Here is an 18,846-nt window from a genome sequence, read left to right as displayed (position 1 = left end):
GCAAGCTCAAGGGTGATGCGTTCAACAATGCTGAAGACGTCAAACTGCGAGAGCCGCGTAGGCGGCGAACATCCTGTCGTAGGTGGCCTCGGAGCCCAGTTGCGCAGCACGGTCGGCGTAGTCACGATATCGCAAGGGATTAGCTAGAAGCGCTTCGATTTCTCTCGCCAGAGCCACGTCGTCTGTGACGCCGACCACCACGCCGCAGAGATGGCCGCCGATGTTGGTCACACCCTCAATCTGGACCGGCGCATCGGACACCACCAGGGGAAGACCAAGATGGGCGGCTTCGATCAGCGCTAGGCTGTGGCCTTCAAACAGACTTGGCTGAACGAAGATATCGGCTTCCGCCAATAGGGCGAGGGCGTCGTCGCGAGGATGGAAGCCTACGAAATGAACCCTGTCAGAAACGCCCAGATCGGCCGCCAAGGCGTGCAGGGCGGCCTCATCCGGCCCAGCACCTATGATCTTGATGGTGGTGTCGCTGTCGAGGTGAACGGCGGCGCGCACGAGGGTGGGGTAGTTCTTCTGGGGAACCAAGCGCCCCGTCGCGACGACGACTTTCCCTCGGGCGACATCCCGTGCGCGTTGACGGTGCAGCGTGTTGATCTTGGCCTCAATCCTGGGCGGCAGCGCGTTCAATATCGTGCGCAACTTCGCGCGATAGGCCGAGGTCTTTTTATGGTGCGACCGCGCGACCGTATGGGATACGGCGACGATGTCGCTCACCGACGGCAGAATTCCGACAAGGCCGTCGATCAGGTTCAAAAGCGGATTATAGGTCTCTGAGGGAGAGTGGTGGGAAGTGACGACACGGGTCGGCACTCGCGCGATCATAGCGGCGATCGGCAGCAGGATGTTGGCGGCCGGGAGAGCAGTGAAGACGACATCGGGGCGTTCTTCTGAGAGAAACCGCACAAGGTTTCTCAAAAGACCGAAGACTTCGAAAGGTCGTTTGGGGCGACGCTCCGCCATGTTGGTCCACGGCAGGCCGCGTGGCGTGTCCAGCCGCGATTCTCTGGAAGGATACAGTACGGCCAAGGTGACATTGTCACCTCGCGCCTGAAATCCTTCCGCCAGATTGGACCAGATTTCTTGGGCTCCGCCGGCGTTCGAGTGCGTGACGAAGAACACGACGCGACGAGATTTCGAGGCGCCGGGGATCGTCGCCTCGGGTGCGCCTTTGCGACGATCAGCGGGCGTCGTCTTGCGGTTAACGCCGAGCTGTCTAAGGGGGGCTGTCATTGCGATGTCCCGGCCGTTTTTTTCCGATGGCCGGTCGGTGGTCTGGGTGAGCAGGTAATAGGTCGCTGGAAGATTGGTCGTCAGATAGCGACGCCCCAGTCGGAGGGGTTCATTCAGGCTGCGATGGAGCCATTCCATGCCGATGCTTTGCATCCATGCCGGCGCGCGTTTGAACTTGCCCGAATAATGGTCGAACATGCCTCCACAAGTGCGGATCCAGGCGAGCCCCTGCAGCCGGTGCTGATTGCGAACGGCAAAAAACTCCTGCAGCGGGCTGCCCAGGCCGATCCAGAGAACGTCAGCGCCCGAGGCGCGTATCTCTTCACATATTCCGGCCTCGTCTTCCGGACGGAAATAGCCATGCCGGACACCAGCGATCTGAAGGTTCGGATACAGGGTGCGAAAGTGAGCGGCGGCGGTTTCCGCCACGCCGGGTTTGGCACCCAGGAAATAGAAGCGGACGCCTTCTCGCGCTGCGGCTTCGGCGGCGTCATTGATAAAGTCGGTGGTGGCGACGCGCTCCTCTAGCGGCACGCGACAGAGGAGGCGTGTCGCCATGACAAGGGGCATGCCGTCCGCGTCTATCACGTCCGCTTTCAGCAGTGCGTCACGGAAGGTTGGATCGCGGTGGAAGTCGGCGATAACCGCACCGTTGGATGAGACGATAAGCTTGGGCGCGGGCAATAGACCGGCCCTGGCCAGTCTGCAGTCTTCAACCATCAACCTTGCCAATTCAGCCCGGGTGATCCTTGTCGTGGGGACGCCGCCGACAAGCAGGCTCGGCAGTTTGTTCGAGCTGTCAGTCATGAGGTCCCGAAGGCGGTGGCGACATCGCCAATTCGTGGCCGTACCGATGTGGCAGGGAGCCAGTGCCAGACGTGAATGGAGCGCACAGCGAAATTTCGTCCCTCTCGCCTTTGCGGCGCAAAACAATAGGCGCGCCCCGGTGGCGCTGAGATAACGACGTCGTAGCTCGGACGTCTGTTTTACTTGGTAAATATCGCACCGGCGATACGCGAAGTTACGGTGATGTGCTTTTGGATGGAGATCAGAAGGGGAATTCGGGGCGGTTAGGTCTCAATTCGAGCGTCGTCCCTTGCCGTATGCAAATTGCAGACCCAGCAGATACGCCCAAAAGGCCGCTATGGATGGCACTTGGAGGGCGTAATCGGTCATTCCGTGTGCCAAAATAACCAGATTGGCCGCAATCAAGCCTCTTTGAATGGTGGCGCCTGTGTTGAGGCGGCCCGAGCGGCGTACGGCTCTGGTTATGATGAGGGCGATTAACGCGAACATAGGCACTGCGCCGAGCAGGCCAGCCTCCTCTAACCACTGTATGTAGACGTTGTGCGTCGATCGGATTGTACGCAGGGCGCCGTAGTTTTCCGGAGTCATCTGCTGGTTGTTGATCGCCGTGAAGCTGCCCAAGCCGTGACCGAAGATGGGGGATTCAAGGAACGCCCTCCAATGAGCGGCGAAGATAATCCCTCGGTTGGCCGCGTCCGCATCGACGGTATCGAGGCGTGCCCACAGCGTATCCGCTCCCGCAATGCCCACCATCGCTACGGCGATCCCCAGCACAGTGAGACTGATTGTGCGGTTGGAGGGCCGCTTCTTGCGGCTTAATGCCTCCCACGCCAAAAAGAAGATGACGGCCAAAGCTGTGGCGACCACTCCCATCCGTGATGCTGTCGCCAGAAGACAGCCGGTGAATAGTGCTACGCAAAAAAAGGCGGCCCCGAGCGCAGTCATTCGGTGAGGGCGGCGGTCGAAGCGCAGACTGCGGCTCACGCGGGCCAGAACAGCGACGGAAAGGACAAGCAGGATCCCGTAGACGGTCGCGCCGCTGTTCGCGCTCAGGAAGCCGCCGGTCAACCGCCCGCCGAGGCGGGTTTGCAGACCTAAGGCCAGAAGGATGACGCCTATTGTCGCCCAAACTACGCCGACTGTGAGCGTGGCCCGAATGCTAGCCGTGGCGCGGCGCGTTCTAATTCCTTCGAAGCAACCCAGGAAGAAGACGCTCGCCAATCCGCACAGCTTGATGATTTCGACCAGTGTTGAAGACTGGTCCAGAGTGATGGCGGCGCGTCCCTCCTGTTCCCCCCCAGACATGCTGGTGGCGCCCGAAGCCGGTGCGACCAACGTCCAAGCCGCCACGACGAGCACGGCCGCAAACAAGATAATCAGCGTGCGGCCTGGCCAGACCAGCGGCAGGTCATGCTGGCGTGCTTCCAGCGCGGCCAGAATCGGCAGGGCCGCCGCGGCGACTGCCGTGAACCATAGGGCGGCAGTTGGATTTGCAGCCCCGCCGAGGAGATGGGCGATGCAGAACAGCGCCATGGGGCCGGCCAGCGGAAGATAGTCCGCCGGGCGAAGTCGGCCCGTGCGACCTTTGAAGCGTAGCCTGTTCGAATGACGTCCGACGCGTCTCGGCCCCACCACCGGCGTCGCGGCCCGGCAGTCGGTATCGTCCATGCCGCGCTGCCGCCTTCGGTCGTCAGAATTGCGCGACGAGGGAGACGTAGAGCCGGGTCACATCATAGCTGGGGCCGCTGAAGGCGCCGTCGGAAGCCTGGTCGATATAGGCCAGGCTGGTGGTTACGCCGTAGTTGCGGTTGATCAGATAGGTCCCGGACAGCGAGGCGTTCAGGCGTTGATCATTGCGGTCGATGCCGTTGTACTCGTCTTCATTATAGGTGAGCTGCGCGGTCAGGATCAGGTTGCGCAGCAGCTCGTGATCGACCTTTCCGCCGACCTCTGAACTCAGATACCCGGCGGCGCCGATGATCCCGGCGTCCTGGATGGTGCGCGACACCGACGCCGTGACGGTGGTCAGTTCGGTCGGGAACCACTCGATTTGAGCACGACCGCCGAAACCGTCGATATCGGTGTAGGCGGCGTCGTCATAGCTCTGGCTGATATAGCCTGCGGCGACTTCGCCACGGCTGACCGCGCCGAGTTCGAAATTGACGCCGACCAGGGCTTCGTAGCCCGAAGAGTCGCGAGGTGGCACGATGCTGGTGGCGCTGCTGTCGTAAGCGCGGTCGTTGCCGGTGATCTGGCCGAAGACGGCCGTCGCGGGACTGACGGCGTAATCCACTCGCCCCGCGACATTATAGACGGTGCGATTGCGGTCGCTCTGGTCGATCGCCGCGCCGGCGGCCGTGCGGCCGTTGTCATAGTCGAAAGAGCGCACGTCCGCGCGACCGGACAGCCGGATGCGGCCCACGGCGCGAACGGCACCGACATAGGCCGAGGCCATGTCGAACTCGATCGGGCTGGCCGCAGTCTGTGCGGTGTTGGTCGAGGTGCGGGGTTCGAAAGTATGAACGAACTCGGCGCCGCCGGTGATGTTCGAACCGCGCACGACGTCGAGGCGACCGGAGGTGCCGACGGTCCATTCCGTCACGTTCTCGCTGTCGAAATCGACATTCTGATTGAACGTAGTCCGCCCGTACGCCTGGACGTAATGGCGCGACCAGTCGGACTCGGCCAGGACTTCCGGGCGGATGCGGAAGATGACGTCGTCCTGCTTGTTCGTCTCCACGGCGAAGACGTTGTCGTTGTATTCCGCGTCGACCTGGATCTTCGGAAAGACGACGAAACCGCCGGTGGGAATGCCAAGCGCTTCATATTCCGGACGCGAACGCTCGCGAACCCCCACGCCCCGATCGCGCGAAAACATGTCGCCGGACCGGTCCTGCGCCGCGCGAACGGACTGGGCCTCGACCCCTGTCGCCAACGCCCCGGCGCTGATCGCGACGACCGAGGCTAAGCCGGCTCGCAGAAATGCCTGGCTGCTTTTGCTGCGCATGATCTTGTTAGTCCTTGAAAGCACGAATCCGGGGGAGGAGATGGCTTTGGGCCAATTTTGCGCCCGAGCCTAGACGGTGACGTCAGACGGGCGGCGCGTAGTCCGGACCGCCGCCGCCCGATCCGGAAGTGGGGGGCGCGCCGAAGGCCGGCAGACCGTTCTCCGCCCCAGTCGCGGCGGGCGCCTCCTGCTGCATGGCTTCGCGGATGCGGGCCAGAAGCTGGATGATCGCCGCCTCGGCCGGGGGGGGCAGGGTGCCGGCGGCCTTCATCTCGGCCTGCGTGGCTTCCAGGGCGTCGATCGCAGTCTGGGGCGCAGCGCCGCTGGCGACGATGGCGCCTTCCAAGCCAGCCACATAAGCGGACTGGGCGTCGGCGTCCGCAACAATGCGGCCGGCGAGGCCGCCGGTCGTCTGCGTGATCGAGGCCTTCAGCTGAACCGCAAGGGCCGCGACCGATTCCGGCGACGAAACGGTCTCTTGCGCGTCGGCGACGCGCCAGATGGCGGCGGTCACCGGCCCGGCGACCAGCGTCAGCACGGCGACAGCGATCACGGACCGGGCCGTGGAGCGTCCGAACTTGAGTGTCTTCATGACTTCCCCCTCCAGCGCGTCGGATGACCTGCAGTCCGCGTGCTCTATTCGGTTAATAAAATACAGCCGTTTATGGTAAAAAGCTAGGATTAAAGATCGTCGTTACATTTCAGCGATTCTGGCGTCGGCGCGCTGAGCCGTCGTCGCGTCGGTTTCGGCTATATCCATGTAAACGTGTCGGATCGTCAGCTTCGCCGCCAATCGTCCCGCCGGGTTCTGGATGGAGTTCACCAGGGCGCCGCTACCGGTCTGGTAGGCCGCGAATACTCTCAGTTCATTCAGGGCTGCGGCTCGAATAGTCGGCGTCAAGCTGGGCCAGTTTTCGAACACGAACCGAAGCCGCCACCGGCTTACGGCCGGGCCCAGCGGCGCCACGCGATAGGACATGTCGAGATCGCGAAGGGCGTCGGCGTCCAGCGCGCCGGCGGTCTGTGTGCGAATGTAGGATGCACGCAGCCAGGCGCTCGCCGTCATGGGGGCGGACTCCAGCACCTTGGCGTTTTCGATCGCCGCGCGCTCCAGGCCGGGCGATCCGTCCCGGTCGTTCGACAGCGCCTCGTCCGCGCGCTGTTCGTGCTGGGCCGCCAGGGTCAGCGGCGTGCTCGCGCCGGGCCAGGTCAGGCCCGAAGCCAGGATGGCGGCGAATGCAGCCGTGAGGACGCCGACGGTCAGGATCGCGGGCACGAACCAGCGACCGCCGTTAGGGGCGGGCCTCCGTTTCGAGCGTCTGTGCGACTTGCGTATCATTTTGGCACGTCTTAGGCGGCAATACCGCGTTCCGCCACGACTGTTTCAAAAGCTGGGCCGTTCGACCGTTCCATTTCTGGGACGACACGGTTCCGGAATGAATGTCACGCAGCGGTCTTCTTCCCGCACGTCGAGGGCAGGGGGGCGGAATGGGGCGTGACCGCCCGAATGCGCGTGCGGAAAAGGGCTAGAGCTGGCCCATCGTATTGTCGTGGTCGACAGCCTGCCGCTTCAGCCAGTCCACGAAGGCCGTGGCGCTGGGCGAGGGCGGGCGGTCGCGGGGCTGGACGACATAATAGGCGAAGCCGACCGCTTCTGACCCGTCGGGGAAGGGGGCGACCAGACGGCCGGAGGCGAGGTCGGCCTGGGCCAGGGTGCGTTTGGCCAGGGCGACGCCGCGCCCGGATATGGCGGCCTCGATCAACAGGCTGGACTGGTTGAAGCGCGAGCCCCGGCGCGGGTCGGGATGGCGCACGCCGCGCGCCTTCAGCCACATGGCCCAGTCGGGGCGGCTGGGGTCGCCGTCGTTTGACATGTCGTGCAGCAGGGTGTGGCGCATCAGGTCGGCCGGTTTGCGGATCGAGTGTTCGCCGTCCATCACCGAGGGGGCGCAGACAGGCAGGACCGTCTCGGTCATCAGCCGGTCCACGGTCAGGCCGGGATAGTCGCCGGGACCGTAGCGGACGGCCAGGTCCACCTTGCCCTCGGTCAGGTCGGCCGGCTCCATGTCGGCCGAGATCCACAGTTCGATCTCGGGATGGGACGTGTGGAAATCATCCATGCGCGGCATCAGCCATTTGGAGGCGAAGCCGGGGGCGACGCTGATCGACACCTGTTTGCGCCGCGGCGGCTCGCGCAGCAGGGCGGAGGCGTCCATCAGCCGCTCGAAGCCTTCGCGCAGCAGGGGGACGGACGACCGGCCCAGGTCGGTCAGTTGCAGGCCGCGCGCCTCGCGCACGAACAGCGGCCCGCCGACGATGTCTTCCAACAGGCGGATCTGCTGACTGACCGCGCCCGGCGTCACCGCCAGCTCGTCGGCGGCGCGCGAGAAATTCAGATGACGCGCGGCGGCCTCGAAGGCGCGAAGGGCGTTGAGCGGGAGCAGGGAGCGGACCATCGCCGTTAGAAATCCTATCAACGAGACAAAGGCAATCTGGTTTGCGGCCCTGGACGCGGAAGCCGAAGGTTCCTGACCTGCCGTCGTCCCTGTTTCCCCTCCCGACGGCCCTGAAAGCAAGACGATGCGTGTATTCCTCGCCTCCATTCCGCTGGAGGCCGAAAAGATCGTGATCATCGGCGGCGGGGAACCGGCGCTGGCGAAGCTGCGACTGTTTCTCAACACGCCGGCGACGGTCGCCTGGTTCGCGCCGGACGGCGCACCCGAACGGATCGAGACGCCGCTGACGGCGCCCGAGCCGGTTCTGCGGTCGCCCGAGGCGGCGGATCTGGCGGGCGCGCGTCTGGTCTTCATCGCTCTGTCGGATCTGGATGCGGTCAAGCGGCTGGCGGCCCTGGCGCGGGCGGCGGGGGCTCAGGTCAATGTGGTGGACCAGCCGGCGTTGAGCGATTTCCAGACCCCGGCCCTGATCGACCGGGATGAGGTCGTGATCGGGGTGGCGACGGGCGGATCGGCCCCGATCCTGGCGCGCGACATCCGCACGGCCATCGAAGGCGTGCTGCCCGCCGGTCTGGCCAATGTGGCGCGGATGGCGCGCGAGCTGCGCGACACGGTCAAGGCCAGCGTGCCGGACTTCATGGCGCGGCGCCGGTTCTGGGAAAAGGCGTTCCGCGGTCCGGCGGCGGTGCTGGCGGCCGAGGGGCGGACGGCCGAGGCGCGGCGCGAGATGCTGCGCCTGCTGAATGTCGCCGCCCCGGAGACGGGCGTGGTCCATATCGTCGGCGCCGGTCCGGGCGACCCGGAACTGCTGACGCTGAAGGCGCTGCGGGTGCTGCAGGACGCCGATGTCATCATTCACGACCGTCTGGTGCCCGAGGCGGTGCTGGAACGGGCGCGACGCGACGCCAAACGCCTGTATGTCGGCAAGGCGCGCGACAACCATTCGGTGCCCCAGGACCAGATCGAGGCCCTGATGATCGAAGAGGCTCGCGCCGGCCACCGGGTCGTGCGGCTGAAGGGCGGCGATCCCTTCGTCTTCGGACGGGGCGGCGAGGAACTGGACGCCATGCGGGCGGCCGGAATCCCGGTCTTCGTCGTGCCGGGCGTGACGGCGGCCCTGGCCTGCGCGGCCTCGGCGGGCATCCCCCTGACCCACCGCGACCATGCCCAGGCGGTGACCTTCGTCACGGCCCAGGCCAAGCCGGGCGGCGTCGACGCCGACTGGGCGCGGCTGGCCGCGCCCAATCACACCCTGGCCATCTATATGGGCGCGGACCGGGCCGAGGAGACGGCGGCGAAACTGATCGCGGCCGGACGTCCGGGCTCGACCCCGGTGGCTATCATCGAGAACGGCAGTCGGCCGGACGAACGGGTTCTGACCGGTCGGCTCGACGGACTGGGCGCTCTGGTGCGCGGCGCCGACCTGACCGGTCCCGCCCTGTTGTTCGTCGGCGAGACGGCGGCCTTCTCGGCGTCCCAGCTGGATGTCCGGGCGGAGTTCGCGGCATGAAGATCGTTACCGCCAACCGCCTGTCGGACGGGCGCGTCATCTACGCCGGGGTCGACAACCAGCCGGTCGAGGGCATCGACCAGGCCTCGGTGCTGGACGAGGCGGCGGCCGAAATCGTGCTGGCCGAGGTCGCCGGCCGACCGGATGTCTTCGTGAACCCCTATCTGGTCGAGGTGCAGGACCACACGCCTTCCGGCCGCGACCGACTGAAGGAGCGGATCCGCTCGGCCGGACCGACCGTCGGCCACAGCCTCGATCCCTCCATGTGGCGGGAGAACGCCTGATGTATCGCTATGATGAATTCGACCACGCCCTGGTGCGTGAACGGGTCGAGGAATTCTCGGACCAGGTGGCGCGACGCGCGTCCGGCGCCCTGACCGAGGACGAGTTCAAACCGCTGCGGCTGATGAACGGCGTCTATCTGCAACTGCACGCCTATATGCTGCGGGTCGCCATTCCGTACGGCACCTTCAGCAGCAAGCAGATGCGCCAGCTTGGCCATATCGCCCGCACCTACGACAAGGGTTACGGCCATTTCACCACGCGCACCAATATCCAGTACAATTGGCCGGCCCTGACCGACCTGCCGGCGATCCTGAGCGACCTTGCCGATGTCGAGATGCACGCCATCCAGACCTCGGGGAACTGCATCCGCAACACCACCACCGACGTCTTCGCCGGCGCCGCCGACGACGAGATCGAGGATCCGCGTCCCTGGTGCGAGATTATCCGCCAGTGGTCGACCATCCACCCCGAGTTTTCGTTCCTGCCGCGCAAGTTCAAGATCGCGGTGATCGGGGCCGAGAAGGATCGTGCGGCGATCCGCACTCACGACGTCGGCCTGCAGATCGTCAAGGGCGAGGACGGCGGAACCGCCTTCCGCGTCTTCGTCGGCGGCGGTCAGGGGCGTCTGCCCCATATCGGTCAGGAGATCGCCTCGGCCGTGCCGGCGGCGGACCTGCTGGCCTATCTGACCGCCATACTGCGGGCCTGGAACCTGCTGGGGCGGCGCGACAACATCCATAAGGCGCGGATCAAGATCCTGGTCGCCTCGGTCGGGATCGACGCCTTCCGCGAGGAGGTGGACAAGCACTACGCCACCCTGCGCCGCGAGGATCTGCAAATCCCCGAGGAAGAGGCTGCGCGGATTCAGGCCTATTTCGCCCCGCCGGCCTTCGAGACTCTGCCCAAGGCCAGCGCCCCGTTCGACCGCGCCTTGCTGGCCGATCCCGACTTCGCCCGGTTCGCCCGCAACAACGTGCGCCGTCACCGCCAGTCGGGCTACGCCTCGGTGGTGGTGTCGCTGAAGCCGGTCGGCGGCGTGCCCGGCGACATCACGGCGGACCAGATGGACGCGGTGGCGGACCTGGCCGAGCGCTATTCGTTCGATGAACTGCGCGCCGCCTACGAGCAGAACATGGTCCTGCCCCATGTGAAGCTGGACGATGTGCCGACGATCTGGCGGGCGTTGCGCGAGGCGGGGCTGGCCACGGCCAACGCCGATCTGGTCACCGACGTCATCGCCTGCCCGGGGCTGGACTACTGCAGCCTGGCCAACGCCCGGTCGATCCCGGTGGCCCAGGCCCTGTCCAAGCGGTTGGCGGACATGGACTATCAGGAGAAGCTGGGGCCGGTCCGCATAAACATGAGCGGCTGCATCAACGCCTGCGGTCACCACCACGTCGGCCACATCGGCGTGCTGGGCGTCGATCGCAAGGGCGAGGAATATTACCAGATCACCGTCGGCGGCTCGCCCGACGAACAGGCGGCCCTGGGCGACATCGTCGGCAAGAGTCTGCCGGCGGACGAGGTCGCGCCCGCGATCCAGCGCACGCTGGACCGCTATCTGCAAATCCGTACGGACGGCGAGCGGTTTATCGACACTGTGCGCCGTGTCGGTCCCGATCCCTTCCGCGACGCCATCTATGAGACGCTCGATGCAACGGCTTGAAGGCATTCAGAACGGGCTGCGCCTGTCTGTGACCACTCCCCTGGAGGAGGTCGAGGCGGCGGCCGCCAAGGAAGAGACCCTGGTGCTGGAGTTCGACGCCTTCCGCGACGGGCGGGGCTTCTCGCTGGCGGCGGTGCTGCGCGAGCGCGGCTATGCCGGGCGGCTGATCGCGGCGGGCAAGCTGCTGCCGGACCAGGCGCGGCACCTGCGCCGCTCGGGTTTCGACGCGGTCGAGCTGGGCGAGGGGGCGGATAAGGCCGCCTGGGACCGGATGGACCAGGCGTTCAGCGGCGCCTATCAGCCCGCCGTCGACACCGCGCCGACCATCTGGCAGCGGCGGCAGGCGGCCTCGAACGACCGCGACCTGCAGGGCCTGGCCGACCGATTGAACCGCGAGACCGAGGGCAAGGACGCTGAGGACATCCTGAAGGCGGCCCTGGATCCCGCCCTGGGCCTGAAGGTCGGGGCCATCTCGTCCTTCGGCGCGGAATCGGCGGCTCTGTTGGATCTGATCGCCAAGGAAGATCGCGACACGCCCGTGGTCTTTCTGGAGACCGGCCAGCATTTCCTGCAGACCCTGTCCTATCGCACCCAGCTGACCAAGGCCCTGGGCCTGACCGACGTGCGGCTGGTCACGCCGGACGCGGGCGAGAAGGCGACGCTGGATGCGCGCGACGACCTGTGGAAGACCGACGCCGACGCCTGTTGCGACCTGCGAAAGGTGCGGCCCCTGGCGCGGGCGACGGCGGGCTTCAACGCCGTCATCACCGGTCGAAAGCGATATCAGGCGACGACGCGGGCCCGGCTGAAGCCGTTCGAGGTGCTGGACGGGGTGCTGCGGATCAATCCGCTGGCGAACTGGGACGGCGACGACGTCGAGGCCTGGCTGGACCGGAATGACCTGCCGCGTCATCCACTGGTTGAGCAGGGTTATCTTTCCATCGGGTGCTGGCCGTGCACGCGGGCGGTTCAGGACGGCGAAGATGCGCGCGCAGGACGCTGGTCGGGTATGGACAAGGTGGAATGCGGCATCCACCTAGGCAAACGTCAGGTCGCCGCCTGACCTTCCCTTCGACCGCCTCCGCCTGAAAGCTTTTATGTCCGTCACTCCGACCGTCATCGACCTGATCGGCCATACGCCGCTGGTCCGCCTGAACCGCCTGTCCGACGAGACGGGGTGCGAAATCCTGGGCAAGGCCGAGTTCATGAACCCGGGCGGCTCGATCAAGGATCGCGCGGCCCTGTCGATCGTCCAGGGCGCGCGGGCATCTGGGGCGCTGAAGCCCGGCGGGACCATCGTCGAGGGCACGGCGGGCAATACCGGCATCGGCCTGGCCCTGGTCGGCGCAGCCCTGGGCCATCCGGTGGTGATCGTCATCCCCCGCACCCAGTCGGAAGAGAAGAAGTCGGCCATCCGTTCTCTGGGCGCACGCCTGGTCGAGGTGGACGCCGCTCCCTTCTCCAGCCCCAACCATTTCGTCCACTACTCCGGACGTCTGGCGGCCGAGCTGAACGACAGCGAGGAAGCGGGCGCCATCTGGGCCAACCAGTTCGACAACACCGCCAACCGCGACGCCCATTACACCACCACTGGACCCGAGATCTGGGAACAGACGGGCGGCACGGTCGACGCCTTCGTCTCGGCCGTGGGCTCGGGCGGCACCATTTCCGGGGTCGCGGCCTATCTGCGCGAACAGAAGCCCGACGTGACCATCGCCCTGGCCGACCCGGCCGGCGCGGCCATGTTCAACTGGTTCACCAAGGGCGAGATGACCGGCGAAGGCTCCTCGATCACCGAGGGGATCGGGGTGGCGCGGATCACCGGCAATCTGGAAGGCTTCAAGCCCGACTACGCCTATCGGATCGAGGACGCCGAGTTCCTGCCGATCCTGTTCGATCTGGTGAAGCACGAGGGGCTGTCGCTGGGCGGTTCGGCCGGGGTGAATATCGCCGGGGCCGTGCGTCTTGCGAAAGAGATCGGGCCGGGCAAGACCATTGTCACCTGCCTGTGCGATCCTGGATCGCGCTATGCGTCCAAGCTGTTCAACCCGGCCTTCCTGACGTCGAAGGGGCTGCCGGTTCCCGACTGGGCGTGATGTTCCAGACCTTCTCCCGCTTGCGGGAGAGGTGGCCCGGTGTCCGGCGCAGCCGGACCAGGGTCGGAGAGGGAAGTCTTCCTAGGAAGGTGAACTCCCCCCATCGTCAGGCGTGTCGCTGCGCGCCACGGCCTGACACTTCCCCCGCAAGCGGGGGAAGGTCTATTTCTGCTCCGCGATCCAGGCGTCCATGCGCCGGTCCAGCAGGTCCAGCGGCAGCGGGCCTTCGGTCAGCAGGGCGTCGTGGAAGGTCCGGACGTTGAACTTCGGCCCCAGTTCGCGCTCGGCCCGGGCGCGGATCTCGCGCAGTCGGATCTCGCCGATCTTGTAGGCCGTGGCCTGGCCCGGCCAGCCGATATAGCGCTGCAGTTCGGTCTCGATATTGTGCGGGGCCAGGGCCGAGTTGTCGCGGAAACAGGCGCGCGCCTGTTCCTCGGTCCAGCCCATCCAGTGCAGGCCGGTGTCCGCCACCAGGCGGCAGGCGCGCCACATCTCGTAGGACAGGCGGCCGAACCGCTCATAGGGGGTGCGATAGAAGCCCATCTCCTCGCCCAGATATTCGGCGTACAGGCCCCAGCCCTCGGTGAAGGCGCTGACATTGGCCTGACGCCGGAAATAGGGCTGGCCCTCGGCCTCCTGCTGCAGGGCGATCTGGACGTGGTGGCCGGGCACGGCCTCGTGCAGGGTCAGGGCGGGCAGTTCGTAGAGCGGGCGCTGGTCCAGCTTGGACGTATTGACGATATGGTGAGCCGAGACGCCGTTCTGCATCGAGCCGCCGTTGTAGCGGCCGGTGGTGTAGTTCTCCTCGATCTGCGGCGGGACCGGCTGCACGTCATAGGGCAGGCGGGGCAGGGTGGCGAACAGGGCGGGCAGGCCGCCGTCCGCGCGCTTGGCCATTTCTGACGCCTTTTCCAGCAGTTGTTCGCGGCTGGTCGCATAGAATTGCGGATCGGCGCGAAGGAAGGCCAGGAAGCCGGCGAAGTCGCCGGTCCAGCCGGCGGCCTTCATTTCCACATCCATGCGGGCGCGGATGCGGGCGACTTCGGACAGGCCGATCTGGTGAATCTGGTCCGGCGTCAGGTCGGTGGTGGTGTGGCCCCGCACCAGATAGGCGTAGAGCAGTTTGCCGCCGGGGCGATTGCCGACGCCCGGCTCGACCGGCGCCTTGGGCAGATATTCGGTCTCGAGGAAGGTCAGCCAGGCCTGACGCGCCGGGACGATGGCCGAGGCGACCGCCGATGCAGCCTCGGCGGTCAGCCGGTCCCTGTCCGCCTGGGACACGGCCGCGGGCAGGGTGGACAGGGGCTTCAGCAGGGGCTCGGCGTCGGGCGTGATCGCGACATCGTTGCGGGCCAGGGCGACGGCGCTTTCGGTGACGGACCTGGCCTGGATCAGGCCGGTCTCCAGCCCGCGTCGGGCGTTGGCCGTGGTCTGGTCATAGATCGTGCCGAAGCCCCGGAGGCGGCGGATGTAGGCCTCGGCCTCCGCGACGGAGTTCAGGCGGGTGCCGCTGCCGATATAGAGGGCCCAGGTTCCCGGCCCGCCTTCGCTGTCGAAGGCCAGCCGGCCGGTGTCGTAGTCCAGCCCTTCAATGCTTCGGTTCAGGCTGTAGAGCAGGAAGGCGTGGTTGATGCCGCCGGCGTGGGAAAGACTTGCCGGGTCTATGGCCCGGAGACGACGCACGAAGGCTTCCAGAGGTTCGCGCTGGCCCAGTTCGAAGGCGCGCGACAGGTCGGGCAGGCGGCCCATGGCCTCGACATCGCCTTCGCCGCCGGCCGAGAAGGGATCGATCGACTTCAGATAGGTCTCGTAGTCGGCGATCAGGGCGTTCAGCGCCACGTCGCCGGGACTGGGCGCGACGGCGGCGGGCGTTGTCTGGGCGCCGGCCTGGGCCAGAACAGCCGTCGGCGAGGCCGCGGCAAGAACGGCCGCGACGGCCAGGTAAGAGATTTTCATGACGCCCTCCAGAACAGCCTGCACAGGCAAGCGGAGCGGGAGGGACGCGTCAACCGCTAATGGGCCGCCCGTCAGCCGCAGGCGGCGAAGAAGCGTTCGATGTCGGGCTTGGACGCGGGATGGGCGGCATAGGTTTCGCGGTCATCGCCCTGCCAGGCGGCGATCCAGCCCAGGCGGCGGAACCGCTGGAACACCGGATCCTTGGTCTGGGCGTCGGCGCTGACATATTCGCCGTCGTTGATCCCGGCGGCCTCGGACCGCGCCGGATAGCGTTCCGTGTCGCCGCCCGATTCCAGATACAGTTCGCGCATCGGCTTGTCGGCGATGGCGCCGAGCTCCAGCCGGCCCGATCCGGTGCGGCAGACCAGTTGCAGCTTCAATTCGTCGCTGTTGGCGAGGCCATAGGCCAGGGTGTCCTCGCCCGGCTCCTGATGCAGGTGCCAGTCGTAGTTCGCCACAGGCGCAGGCGCGCCCGCATCCGCCACGGATGTCGAAACGGGCGCCGGGGTGGCGCAGGCGGCGAGGGCCGACAGGGCGAGCAGGGCCGGGACGGTCTTGGTCGCGTGCATGGTCGGGTTCCTCATCCGGCGCAACGGTCGGCGAAGCGGCGCAGTTTGGCAAGGTGGGGGCGTTCGACCTTGATGGTGCGGGTGCGGTCGCCGGCCATCAGGGTCAGGTCGCCGCCGCCGACGAAGGATGTGAACACCGGATGGTCGGTTCTCAGGGTGACCGCCAGGCGCCCCGCCCGGCTCGCGCGCATCTCGCTGGTCGCCGAGGCCGATCCCGACGTCAGTCGGGCGAAACCGGCCGGCGGTGCTGCCTCGGCCGGCGTCTGGGATGCGGGCGGAGCCTCTTCATAGACCGTGATGTCGATGACGCTGGACCGTGGATCGCATTGCAGCGTGGCGCGCAGATTGGCGGTGTCCGGAACCTCGTTGGCGAGGACGACCGGACCGTCGCCTTCGTACAGGGTCCAGGTCCAGCTGGCCGGCGGCGTCTGACGACCGTTGAGGGCGAGCGCAAGCGCGGCCGCTAAAAGAAGACTCATCGATCAGCCCCCGCTGACAGCGTGACGCGAAGCGGCGTCCCCGCCTCTTTCGTCAAGCGCGCGACGATCCGCAATAGGAAAGGAAGCCCGCGATCATACGCCGCTCGTCCGGCGTGGCGGTCAGGACGAACTGTCCGGCGTCGCCGTTGACCCGCATCGAGCCACGCGAAGCCAGTCCGGTCAGGCTGGCGTCCTGCAGGGACAGGCGTGTCTCCGTCGCTTCGCCCTCGCTCATGGGGTCGATCGGCGCGGGACCGTTCGAGGCGGCGATCAGGCGAGGCGAGGCCGGCTGGACGTCGCCATAGACGACAGCTGTGGAATCGCCCGGGGCGCAGGTGACCATCAGGGCCAACTGATCGGAATTCTCGACCCCATAGGCCAGCTTGGCCATCGCGCCCTCGTGGCTGATGTGCCAGGCCATGGCGGGTGCTTCCATCTGGGTAACGGAATCGACCGGCTGCGTCCTGGCGGCGAAGGCGACCAAGGCGATTGAGGCGGCGGCGGGGATCAGAACCTTGAACATGGGGAACACTCGCGTCTGACAGGCAAACGCGGTGATCCATTAACGGTTCACGGCTCCGCTTCCGTTCACGGAACAGTGTCGCCGCACCGCCACATCAGAACGGGCTGAACCGCTCGACCAGGCTCTGCGCCGCCGGGGTGGCCTGCATCCGGCTGATGTCGCCGCGACCGCCGTAGGAAATGCGCGCCTCGGCGATCTGGGTGTGATTGATCGAGTTGGCCGACGAAATGTCCTCGGGGCGCACGATGCCGGCGATGGTCAGCTCGCGGACCTCGCGGTTGGTGCGCACTTCCTGCCGACCTTGAATGACCATGTTGCCGTTGGCCAGAACGTCCGTGACCACGGCGGCGACGGTCAGGGAGACCTTCTCCGACCGGTTGACCGTGCCCGAGCCTGCGGCGTTGGCGCTGCCCTGGGTGCCGACCATGTTGGCGGGGTCGAAACCGCCAGGGAAGGCTCGGCCCAGGCTGTTCTCCAGGCCGAAGAAGTTGGTCACGCCGCCCGAGGCGTCGTTGGTGCGCGACCGCTGGGTCGAGTTCTGGGTCTGGGCGCGGTCGTCGATATTGATCTGGACGGTCAGGATGTCGCCGATGTGGCGGGCGCGCTGGTCGCCGAAGAAGGTGCGGGCGCCGACGCGCCACAGGCTGTTGGCGCTGGCCGAGGACGATTCCTGACGGATCGCGGGCGGCGCCATATAGGCCTGCTGCACGGGAACCAGGGCGGCGGGATAGCCGATGGGCGCCAGTTCAGGGCCGCGCACGGCCTCGATGGCGGTGGAGCAGGCGCCCAGAGAGGCGGCGGCGGAGACGGCGGCGACGAGCAGGATCTTACGCATGACTGGGTTTCCCTAGCGGGCGGCGAACTGTTGAGGATTGGCGCGGGCCATGTCGGCGGCGGGACCGGCGACAGCCTGGCCCGGACCCGACGCGACCGCGTCGATGACGCGGTTGGAGTTGGTGTTCAGCACGGCGACGGGCTCGCCCAGCGCGGCGTTGCGCATGGCCTTGCCCATGACGGTCAGGTTCACGCCGCCGACCTGATAGGTGACGCGCACCATGTCGTTGCGGGCGATGACCTGCTGGCCTGCGCCGGCCGGACGGAAGGTCGGACGGGCCTGGGGCGTGACGGTCGAGGCGAACTCGGCCGGCGCCTCGGTCTGAACCGGGCCGGTCGAGCGACGCACGGCGACGCGACGCAGGCCGGAGGCGTTGGTCCAGTCCAGCCCGGCCTGACGGGCCTGGGCCTGCAACTGGCCGGCTTCCAGCACGACCGAGGGGCCGCTGCGCTGGGCCACCACGACCCCGGCGGCCGATCCGGCGCCGTCGAAGATGTCGCCCAGGGTGACATCGCCGTCATCGTCGACCGGGTTCGACTTGAGGGTGACGGGGCCCGCCCAGGCCGCGCCGGCGAGGGCGCCGGCGACGGCGGCGAGAGCGAAAGAACGGCGGATCAGGGTCATGATCTAGCCTTTCACCTGGGCGGTTACGGACAGCATCTCGTCGGCGGTGGAGATGACCTTGGAGTTCATCTCGTAGGCGCGCTGGGCGATGATCAGGGAGCTGATCTCGGCGACCGCATCGACGTTCGAGGCCTCGGTGTAGGCCTGCAGGATCTGGCCGAAGCCGACGTCGCCGGGCGTGCCGACATTGGCGGCCCCGGAGGCGGCGGTCTCCAGCAGCAGGTTGTCGCCGATGGCTTCCAGACCGGCCTCGTTGAAGAAGGTCGCCAATTCGATCTGGCCGATCGTCGTCGGCGCCGTCTGCCCGGCCTGGGTCGCCTGGACCAGACCCGACTTGGAGATCGTCAGCTTGGTGGTGTCCTGCGGGACGGTGATCGCCGGCTCCAGCAGATAGCCGTCATCGGTGACGATCTGGCCTTCCTGATTGACCTGCAGATTGCCGGCGCGGGTGTAGCCGATCTCGCCCGAGGGCAGGGTGATCTGGAAATAGCCCTTGCCGTCGATGGCCATGTCGTAGGGATTGCCGGTCAGCTGCGGCGTGCCCTGTTCGGTGACGCGATAGACGGCGCTGGCCTTGACGCCCGCGCCGATCTGGATGCCGGTCGGGACGACGGTGCCCTGGCTGGACGACTGCGCGCCCATCCGTTCGACGTTCTGGTAGAGCAGGTCCTGGAACTCGGCGCGCTGCTTCTTGAAGCCCACCGTGTTCATGTTGGCGATGTTGTTGGAGATGACCTCCACGTTCAGCTGTTGGGCGGCCATGCCCGAGGCTGCGGTTCTGAGCGCGC

General features: G+C 66.7%; 18 protein-coding genes. 5 read left to right on the top strand and 13 right to left on the bottom strand.

From position 1 onward, the window contains the following. Window positions 1-39: 39 nt before the first annotated feature. The 6 genes from ACIQ1T_RS00090 to gcvA all read right to left on the bottom strand — a co-directional run bounded on the left by ACIQ1T_RS00090 (window position 40) and on the right by gcvA (window position 7,515). Window positions 40-2,052 carry a WecB/TagA/CpsF family glycosyltransferase gene (locus tag ACIQ1T_RS00090; protein WP_395942450.1) on the bottom strand — a complete coding sequence of 671 codons (2,013 nt, stop codon included), beginning with the start codon at window positions 2,050-2,052 and terminating at the stop codon, window positions 40-42. Window positions 2,053-2,322: 270 nt separating this feature from the next. Beyond that, the gene (locus ACIQ1T_RS00085) at window positions 2,323-3,720 is read right to left on the bottom strand and encodes an O-antigen ligase family protein (protein ID WP_395942449.1); all 1,398 of its coding nucleotides are present in this window, start codon (window positions 3,718-3,720) and stop codon (window positions 2,323-2,325) included. Between the two features lie 22 nt (window positions 3,721-3,742). Continuing rightward, window positions 3,743-4,930: an outer membrane beta-barrel protein gene (locus ACIQ1T_RS00080; protein WP_395942448.1), complete on the bottom strand. Its 1,188-nt coding sequence runs from the start codon at window positions 4,928-4,930 to the stop codon at window positions 3,743-3,745. Between the two features lie 211 nt (window positions 4,931-5,141). Further along, window positions 5,142-5,651: a hypothetical protein gene (locus tag ACIQ1T_RS00075; protein ID WP_395942447.1), complete on the bottom strand. Its 510-nt coding sequence runs from the start codon at window positions 5,649-5,651 to the stop codon at window positions 5,142-5,144. A 102-nt stretch (window positions 5,652-5,753) separates the two neighbouring features. After that, complete coding sequence (locus ACIQ1T_RS00070; protein ID WP_395942446.1) at window positions 5,754-6,398, bottom strand: hypothetical protein; 645 nt, start codon at window positions 6,396-6,398, stop codon at window positions 5,754-5,756. Window positions 6,399-6,585: 187 nt separating this feature from the next. Beyond that, window positions 6,586-7,515 carry a transcriptional regulator GcvA gene (gcvA, locus tag ACIQ1T_RS00065; RefSeq protein ID WP_395942445.1) on the bottom strand — a complete coding sequence of 310 codons (930 nt, stop codon included), beginning with the start codon at window positions 7,513-7,515 and terminating at the stop codon, window positions 6,586-6,588. A 124-nt stretch (window positions 7,516-7,639) separates the two neighbouring features. Here gcvA and cysG point away from each other — a divergent pair, with 124 nt between their 5' ends. From cysG to ACIQ1T_RS00040, 5 genes are read left to right on the top strand one after another with little or no spacing between them, the layout of a single operon-like run. Next, complete coding sequence (cysG, locus tag ACIQ1T_RS00060; RefSeq protein ID WP_395942444.1) at window positions 7,640-9,025, top strand: siroheme synthase CysG; 1,386 nt, start codon at window positions 7,640-7,642, stop codon at window positions 9,023-9,025. Next, on the top strand, window positions 9,022-9,309 hold the full coding sequence (locus ACIQ1T_RS00055; protein ID WP_395942443.1) for a DUF2849 domain-containing protein: 288 nt from the start codon (window positions 9,022-9,024) through the stop codon (window positions 9,307-9,309). Before cysG ends, ACIQ1T_RS00055 begins: the two co-directional genes overlap by 4 nt. Beyond that, a complete protein-coding gene (locus ACIQ1T_RS00050) occupies window positions 9,309-10,976 on the top strand; it encodes a nitrite/sulfite reductase (RefSeq protein WP_395942442.1) in 1,668 nt (555 codons plus the stop codon). The genes ACIQ1T_RS00055 and ACIQ1T_RS00050 overlap by 1 nt, the downstream gene beginning before the upstream one ends. Next, a complete protein-coding gene (locus ACIQ1T_RS00045) occupies window positions 10,963-12,039 on the top strand; it encodes a phosphoadenylyl-sulfate reductase (protein ID WP_395942441.1) in 1,077 nt (358 codons plus the stop codon). Before ACIQ1T_RS00050 ends, ACIQ1T_RS00045 begins: the two co-directional genes overlap by 14 nt. A 34-nt stretch (window positions 12,040-12,073) precedes the next feature. Next, entirely contained in the window at window positions 12,074-13,072 is a 999-nt protein-coding gene (locus tag ACIQ1T_RS00040; protein ID WP_395942440.1) for a cysteine synthase A, read from the top strand. Window positions 13,073-13,234: 162 nt separating this feature from the next. On the opposite strand, the gene ACIQ1T_RS00035 is transcribed toward ACIQ1T_RS00040, so the two are convergent. The 7 genes from ACIQ1T_RS00035 to flgG form a co-directional block, all read right to left on the bottom strand. Continuing rightward, entirely contained in the window at window positions 13,235-15,028 is a 1,794-nt protein-coding gene (locus ACIQ1T_RS00035) for a DUF885 domain-containing protein (RefSeq protein ID WP_395942439.1), read from the bottom strand. A gap of 71 nt (window positions 15,029-15,099) precedes the next feature. Further along, a complete protein-coding gene (locus ACIQ1T_RS00030) occupies window positions 15,100-15,597 on the bottom strand; it encodes a hypothetical protein (RefSeq protein WP_395942438.1) in 498 nt (165 codons plus the stop codon). Between the two features lie 11 nt (window positions 15,598-15,608). After that, window positions 15,609-16,076: a hypothetical protein gene (locus ACIQ1T_RS00025; RefSeq protein WP_395942437.1), complete on the bottom strand. Its 468-nt coding sequence runs from the start codon at window positions 16,074-16,076 to the stop codon at window positions 15,609-15,611. A 52-nt stretch (window positions 16,077-16,128) separates the two neighbouring features. Continuing rightward, on the bottom strand, window positions 16,129-16,599 hold the full coding sequence (locus tag ACIQ1T_RS00020) for a hypothetical protein (protein WP_395942436.1): 471 nt from the start codon (window positions 16,597-16,599) through the stop codon (window positions 16,129-16,131). Window positions 16,600-16,693: 94 nt separating this feature from the next. Continuing rightward, window positions 16,694-17,434 carry a flagellar basal body L-ring protein FlgH gene (gene flgH, locus ACIQ1T_RS00015; RefSeq protein ID WP_395942435.1) on the bottom strand — a complete coding sequence of 247 codons (741 nt, stop codon included), beginning with the start codon at window positions 17,432-17,434 and terminating at the stop codon, window positions 16,694-16,696. Between the two features lie 12 nt (window positions 17,435-17,446). Then, a complete protein-coding gene (locus ACIQ1T_RS00010) occupies window positions 17,447-18,058 on the bottom strand; it encodes a flagella basal body P-ring formation protein FlgA (protein ID WP_395942434.1) in 612 nt (203 codons plus the stop codon). 3 nt (window positions 18,059-18,061) lie between these two features. Next, on the bottom strand, window positions 18,062-18,846 hold a 785-nt coding region (gene flgG, locus ACIQ1T_RS00005; protein ID WP_395942433.1), incomplete at its 5' end, for a flagellar basal-body rod protein FlgG.

It is taken from the genome of Brevundimonas sp. (genome assembly GCF_044336875.1).
Lineage (GTDB): Bacteria > Pseudomonadota > Alphaproteobacteria > Caulobacterales > Caulobacteraceae > Brevundimonas.
Note: the sequence above shows the minus strand (reverse complement) of the source record. Positions and strands in the feature narration are given on the sequence as shown.